This window comes from Allosphingosinicella sp., from assembly GCF_036387615.1.
Taxonomy (GTDB): Bacteria; Pseudomonadota; Alphaproteobacteria; order Sphingomonadales; family Sphingomonadaceae; genus Allosphingosinicella.
Map to the genome: position 1 here is coordinate 23,893 of NZ_DASVTH010000015.1, position 7,268 is coordinate 31,160.

At 66.1% G+C, this 7,268-nt stretch carries 4 protein-coding genes; 3 read left to right on the forward strand and 1 reads right to left on the reverse strand.

Annotated features, from left to right (window positions below; genetic code table 11):
* Positions 1-30 precede the first annotated feature (30 nt).
* The 3 genes from dnaE (at position 31) to VF631_RS02235 (ending at position 6,131) form a co-directional block, all read left to right on the forward strand.
* The gene (gene dnaE / locus VF631_RS02225; protein WP_431848635.1) at positions 31-3,522 is read left to right on the forward strand and encodes a DNA polymerase III subunit alpha; all 3,492 of its coding nucleotides are present in this window, start codon (positions 31-33) and stop codon (positions 3,520-3,522) included.
* Positions 3,523-3,702: 180 nt separating this feature from the next.
* Positions 3,703-5,295 (forward strand): long-chain fatty acid--CoA ligase, encoded by a 1,593-nt coding sequence (locus tag VF631_RS02230; RefSeq protein WP_431848636.1) that lies wholly within the window; start codon positions 3,703-3,705, stop codon positions 5,293-5,295.
* Between the two features lie 632 nt (positions 5,296-5,927).
* The gene (locus tag VF631_RS02235) at positions 5,928-6,131 is read left to right on the forward strand and encodes a BrnA antitoxin family protein (protein WP_431848637.1); all 204 of its coding nucleotides are present in this window, start codon (positions 5,928-5,930) and stop codon (positions 6,129-6,131) included.
* A 182-nt stretch (positions 6,132-6,313) separates the two neighbouring features.
* Here the strand turns inward: VF631_RS02235 and VF631_RS02240 are convergent.
* On the reverse strand, positions 6,314-7,268 hold a 955-nt coding region (locus VF631_RS02240; protein ID WP_431848638.1), incomplete at its 5' end, for a PA0069 family radical SAM protein.

A 7,268-nucleotide genomic window follows, 5' to 3' on the forward strand; every position in this document is an offset into this window, starting at 1 on the left:
AGTTCCGGCAAGCGCCACCATAACGGGGCCATGGCCGCGCCCTACGTCCCGCTGCGTATCTTCTCCTGCTACACGATGCTGGAAGGAGCGATCGAGCCCAAGGCGATCGCGAAGCAGGCGAAGAAGCTGGACTTTCCCGCCGCGGCGCTGACCGATCGCAACGGCCTTTACGCCGCCATGGCCTTCACCGACGCGTGCAAGGCCGAAGGTGTGCAGCCGATCATCGGCGCCATGCTGGGAGTCGCGCGCCCGGCTCTTCGACAAGCTCAGGAGGCGGAGGGCAAGCCGCCGATCGTGGACTGGCTCGTTCTGTATGCCCAGGACGAGACGGGATACGAGAATTTGTGCGCGCTGGTGTCGGCCGCGCATCTCGAGCGCCCTCTGGATGAGCAGCCGCATGTGCCCTTCGAGGCGCTGGACGGGCGCACGGGCGGGCTGATCGCGTCGACCGCTGGGGCGGAGGGGGCGCTCACGCGCCTGCTGGCCGAGGAGCAGAAGGGTTCGGCCGAGGCGATCCTCGAGCGGCTGGAAACGCTCTTCCCGGGGCGGCTTTACATCGAGCTTTGCCGTCGCGGCGATGCGGTGGAGGAGCGCGCGGAGGCAGCGCTGATCGACATCGCCTATGCGCGCGGGCTGCCGCTGGTCGCGACCAACCCGGCGTGCTTCACCGACGCCTCGTTCCACCGCGCCCACGATGCGATGCTCTGCATCGCGCAATCCAGCCAGCTCGATCGCGACGATCGCACCAAATCGTCGCCCGAAGCCTGGATCAAGCCGGCCGCCGATATGCGCAGGCGGTTCGAGGACTTGCCGGAGGCGATCGAGAACAGCGCGGCCATTGCGAGGCGTTGCGCCTTCGGCGCGCCCAAGCGCAAACCGATCCTCCCCAGCATCGCGGGCGACCTCGGCGCCGAGGCGGAGCAGCTGCTCCAGGATGCGCGCGCCGGCCTTGAACTGCGCCTGGCCAACTACCCCGATCTGGGCGAGGAGGAGCGGGCGCGCTACTTCGAGCGGCTCGAGTTCGAGGTGAATGTGATCGTCGGGATGGGCTTTCCCGGCTATTTCCTGATCGTAGCCGACTTCATCAAATGGGCCAAGGAGAACGGCATCCCGGTCGGGCCCGGCCGCGGATCGGGCGCAGGTTCCGTGGTCGCCTGGTCGCTGACCATCACCGATCTCGATCCGATGAAGCTGAACCTGCTCTTTGAGCGGTTCCTCAATCCCGAGCGCGTGTCGATGCCCGACTTCGACATCGATTTCTGCGAAACCAGGCGTGGCGAAGTGATCCGCTATGTCCAGCAGCGTTACGGCGCGGACAAGGTCGCCCAGATCATCACGTTCGGGAAGCTCAAGGCCCGCGCGGTGCTGAAGGACACCGGGCGCGTGCTCCAGATGAGCTACGGCCAGGTCGATCGGCTCGCCAAGCTGATCCCCAACCACCCGACCGACCCATGGGCGCTGGAGCGCGCGCTGAACGGCGTCTCCGAACTGGCCGCCGAATACAAGGCCGACGCACAGGTCCGCCGCCTTTTCGACCTTGCGATGAAACTGGAGGGGCTGCCGCGCCACAGCTCGACCCACGCGGCCGGCGTGGTGATCGGAGATCGTCCGCTCCAGGCCCTGGTGCCGCTCTACCGCGATCCGCGCTCCGACATGCCGGTCACGCAGTTCGACATGAAGTATGTCGAGGGCGCGGGGCTGGTGAAGTTCGACTTCCTGGGCCTGAAAACCCTGTCCGTGCTGCAGAAGGCGGTGCAGATGCTGGCCAGGCGCGGGATCGAAGTCGATCTCGACCGGCTCGCGTGGGACGATCCGGAGGTCTACCGCTTGCTCCAGAAGGGCGACACGGTCGGCGTCTTCCAGCTCGAATCCGAAGGCATGCGCCGCACGCTGGCGGCGGTGAAGCCGACCAGCTTCGAGGACATCATCGCGCTCGTGTCGCTCTACCGGCCTGGGCCGATGGACAACATTCCCATGTTCGGCGCGCGCAAGAACGGGCGCGAGCCCATCGAATATCCGCATCCGATGCTCGAAGCCGTGCTCAAGGAAACCTACGGCATCTTCGTTTACCAGGAGCAGGTGATGCAGGCCGCGCAGGTGCTGGCCGGCTACAGCCTGGGCGAAGCCGATCTGCTGCGCCGCGCGATGGGCAAGAAGATCAAGGCCGAGATGGACGCGCAGCGAGAGCGCTTCGTCTCCGGCTGCGGGGCGCACAACATTTCCAGGCCAAAAGCCAACGAGCTGTTCGACTTGATCGACAAATTCGCCGGCTACGGCTTCAACAAGAGCCACGCGGCCGCCTACGCGCTGGTCGCCTATCAGACCGCCTGGCTGAAAGCGCACCACCCGGTTGAATTCTACGCAGCTTCGATGTGCTTCGACATGACGCAAACCGACAAGCTCGCCATCTTCGTGGACGACATGCGGCGGCTGGACGTCGTCTGCCTGCCCCCGGCGATCAACGCGAGCGAGGCCGAATTCAGCGTCGAAACGCTGGGGGACGGCCACGCCGTGCGCTACTCGCTCGGCGCGCTCAAGAATGTCGGCGAAAAGGCGATGGAGCAGCTGGTCGAGGAGCGCGAGACGAACGGGCCGTTCCGCTCGCTCGACGACTTCGCCGACCGTGTCGATCCCCGGCTGCTCAACCGGCGTCAGATCGAGAGCCTTGCCGGAGCGGGTGCATTTGACGCGCTCCAATCGAACCGCGCCGCAGTGCACGCATCGGCCGAGACCATCCTGGCCCACGCCTCGAGCGCCGCCAACGCGCGTATAAGCGGGCAAGGGGGCCTGTTCGGAGAGGGTCCAAGCAACGTCGTCCCGATCCGCATGCCCGCCTCGGCAAGCTGGTCGCTGACTGAGCGGATGCGGCAGGAGAAGGACGCGTACGGCTTCTACTTCTCCGCGCATCCGGTCGACAATTACCGGCATCTGGCGCTCGCCCATGGCGCGCGCAGCTATTCGGAACTCGGCGGCATGCCGGCGCCGGCCGACGGCGGCCGATCGGGCGCCGTCATGGCCGCGCTGGTCGAGGAAGCGCGCTGGCGCACTTCGGCCAAGGGGCGGCGCTACCTGATCGCGGCGTTGTCAGACTCGTCGGGCCAGTTCGAAGCGACGGTATTCGACGACGCGGTCGCGGCGCAGATCGAGGAGGCGGCCAAGGCGAGCGGGTGCGGCCTGCTGGGCGTCGAGCTCGATCGCAGGCCGGGCGAGGAAGCGCCGCGGGTCACGATCAAGTCTATCCAGTCGTTCGAGAACCTGGCGCGCAGAACGCGGCTGCAGATCGAAGTCGAAGTGGATGGGCCGGACGCGCTGCCCGCGCTTGCCTTCGCCGTGGCCGATCATCGCGGCGGCAACGGCCAGCTGCGCCTGCGCGCCCGGATCGGAAGCGGCGAGGCCGATCTGGTGCTCGGCCGGGACTTCATCCTGGATGCCGAGCTGGCCGCCCGGATCGAGCGTGTGCCGGGCGTCACTGCGGTCGCTCTCGCCGTTGCCGAAGCGCCCCGGCTTGCCCTTGTCTCGTAGCCCCTCCCCCTCGATGGGGGAGGGGTTGGGGAGAGGGTGAGCGCCGCCGCAAGCGGCGCGCGCAGCGAAGCTGCGCTTCGGACAACCGGGCATCGAGCCCGCTCGCCCGACCCCCTCTCCCCAACCCCTCTCCCACAAGGGGAGAGGGGCTGATAAGCTATCGCGAAAAGAGGAGAGCTTATGCTTGGCGCGATGCAGGATTGGCCGCTCAGGGTGACGCGGCTCATTGACCATGCCGAGCGCGAGCATGGCGCGCGCGAGATCGTGTCGCTTTACGCCGACGGGAGCATCGTCAGGACCGACTATGCCGGCGTCGCCCGCGACGCGCGCCGCCTGGCCAGCGCGCTGGAGCGGCTCGGGGTCAAGAAGGGCGACCGGGTCGCCACGCTCGCGATGAACCACGCCCGCCACCTCGTCGCCTGGTACGGCGCGATCGGGATGGGCGGGATCATCCACACGGTGAACCCGCGGCTGTTCGCCGAGCAGCTCGTCTACATCTTCAACCATGCCGAGGACCGGGTGCTGCTGTACGACGCCGCGTTCCAGCCGCTGGTCGACGCGCTTCGGCCGCAGCTCAAGACGGTCGAGCACTTCATCCGCTTCGACAGCCCGAATGGGGAGTTCGAGCCGTTGCTCGCCGCCGAGAGCGACGATTATCGCTGGGCGGAGGGCGATGAGCGCGAGCCGTGCATGCTCTGCTATACGAGCGGTACCACCGGCAATCCCAAGGGCGTGCTCTATGAGCATCGCTCCACCGTGCTCCACGCCATGGCCGAGGTGAGCGCCGACTGCCTCGACCTGTCCGCCCGTGCGGTCGCGCTGCCGATCGTTCCGATGTTCCACGCCGCCGCCTGGGGCCTGCCGTTCGCGGCGCCGACGGCCGGTTGCAAGCTCGTCTTCTCGGCCGATTACACGCCGGGCGTGATGTGCGATCTCATGCGCGACGAGCGGGTGACGCACAGCGCCGGCGTCCCCACGGTCTGGCTCGGCATGATGCAATATGTGGAGGCGACCGGCCGCGACCTTGCCGACCTCAAGGTGGTGACGATCGGCGGCTCGGCGGCGCCGCGCGCGATGATTCGCTTCTTCATGGATCGCGGCATCCGGGTCGGCCACGCCTGGGGCATGACCGAGATGTCTCCGATCGGCACGATCGGCGCGCCCCCGGCCGATTGGGACGAGATGGGCGAGGAGGAGCAGATCGACTATATCGCCCGGCAGGGGCGGGTGCCGTTCGGGGTCGAACTCCGCATCGTCGACGACGAGGGCAGGGTGCTGCCCCGCGATGGCGTCGCCTCCGGCCGGCTGCAGGCGCGTGGGCCCTGGATCATCCACACATATTTCAAGGAAACGGCCCCGGCGATCGACGCCGAGGGCTGGTTCGACACCGGCGACGTGTCGGTCCTCCACCCGGACGGCACAATGCAGATCACCGACCGCGCCAAGGACGTGATCAAGTCGGGCGGCGAATGGATCAGTTCGATCGAGCTCGAGAATGCGGCGGTGGGCTGCCCGGGTGTGGCGGAAGCGGCGGCGGTGGGCGTGCGGCATCCGAAATGGGACGAGCGGCCGCTGCTGCTGGTGGTGCGGAAGGAAGGGGCGGACTTGACGGCGCAGGATGTGCTTCAGCACCTCACCGCTCATGTCGCGAAGTGGTGGCTGCCCGACGAGATCCTGTTCGTCGAGAGCCTGCCGCACACCGCGACGGGAAAGCTCCTCAAGACGGCGCTGCGGGAGCAGTATCGCGACTACAAGCTGGCGACGGCGGCTTGAAGCATGTGTTCTCTTTGGAAGTGAAGGAGATTACGATGGGAAAGGTGGTCGAAACAATTTACGGTAAGTACAGTAAATATCAGATCATTGAAATACCGGGCGGTCTGCTTACGAGCACCTCTTACTGCATCTATCGGAATGGAACTTGGCACAGAGGTTCGTATTCCAGTTTCCGTGCTGCGGTCGAAGCTGCCAAAAGGGACGGCTAATATGAGCAGGTGGCTTGAGGAACGTCGTCGGCCCGCTCGCCAGGTCGATCAGCCCAGCAACGCAGAAATCATCAAAGCGGCTCACAACACCCCGCTTCGTAACATGCCGGACTTACCCTTTCACATCTTGACGGATGAGCGGTTTCTAAATCGCCTTTCGCTTGCGTGCTTCATGACCTTCGCTCAGCACTGTGATCGAACTCCGTCGTCAGCTTTGAGTGCAATGAGCAGATTTCTGAATGAGAAGGCCAAACACGATCCCGTTATACGCAAGTTTATGCAGGACTCGCTGGAGATGGAAGACCCTTGGCGGTTCGACTGGTATTACGGTTATCGTCCTTAGACCTTGACCCTTCGCGTTGCTTGCTGCGCTGCCGAGGGAGATCAGTTTCCGAAGGGCGAACCGGACGGAAAGGAAGCGCTATGGGCTTTGACGAGGACAATCTCGAATGGACGGAGGCCGATTTCGCCCGGGCCAAGACGCCGGACGGACTAACCGCCGAGCTGCTCGCCGCCTTTCCGAACACCGGCAAGCGCATGGGCCGTCCGCCCGGCTCGAAGCAGGCCGTCTCGCTGCGGCTCGATCGTGACGTGATCGACAAATTCAAGCCGACCGGGCCAGGCTGACAGTCGCGGATCAACGAGGCGTTGCGGCGGACGACGATCTGAGGACGTTTATGGTCCTCCCCTGCAAGGGGAGGGGGACCATGCGAAGCATGGTGGTGGGGTATCAGCGCCAGAGATGCTTCTGCGACCGCTGACACCCCTCCGTCGCGCTTCGCGCGCCACCTCCTCTCGAAGGGAAGGATTTATAGGAGGCGCATTTGCGCTCCCTCTGGCGACCGGAACAGATCCGTCCTAAGCCGCGCCCGCTCCCCGTCCAGCCCGTATCGCCTGACCGCCTTTTCAAACCGCGCCGCAAGTAAGTCCGCATACACCCCGACGCCGCGCATGCGGGTGAACCAGTCGGGGTCGTTGTCGCGGCCTCCGCGCATGGACTGGATGAGGTGCATCACCTTGTCGGCGCGGTCGGGATAATGTTCGTCGAGCCAGGCGCGGAAAAGCGGGGCGACTTCGTGGGGCAGGCGGACGGGGATGTAGAAGGTCCCGGTCGCGCCAGCCGCCGCGGCGGCTTCGACCAGCGACTCCAGCTCGTGATCGGTGATCGCGGGCACGACCGGGGCGATGATGACGCCGGTCGGGACCCCCGCTTGGTTCAGCGCCTTGACGGCGGCGAGCCGGCGGTGGGCGGCCGGAGCGCGGGGTTCGAGCGTGCGGTGGATCGCCGGGGTGAGCGACGTCACCGAAATCGACACGGACGCGAGCCCCTGGGCCGCCATCGGCGCGAGGATGTCGATGTCGCGCACGATCCGGTCCGACTTGGTCGTGATCACGACCGGGTGGCGGGCTTCGGACAGGACTTCGAGGATGCGGCGCATGATCCGCCACTTGGCCTCGATCGGCTGATAAGGATCGGTGTTGGTGCCGATCGCGATCGGCTTTGGCACATAGCCGCGCCGGCCAAGTTCGGCGCGGAGCAGGGCAGGGGCGTCGGGCTTCGCGAACAGCCTGGTCTCGAAATCGAGGCCGGGCGAGAGATCGTGAAAGGCGTGCGTGGGGCGGGCGAAGCAGTAGATGCAGCCATGCTCGCAGCCGCGATACGGGTTGATCGAACGATCGAAGTTCACGTCCGGCGAACTGTTGCGGGTGAGGATCGTCTTGGGGTGCTCGACCGTGACGGTGGTACGGAGCGGGGGTGGACCG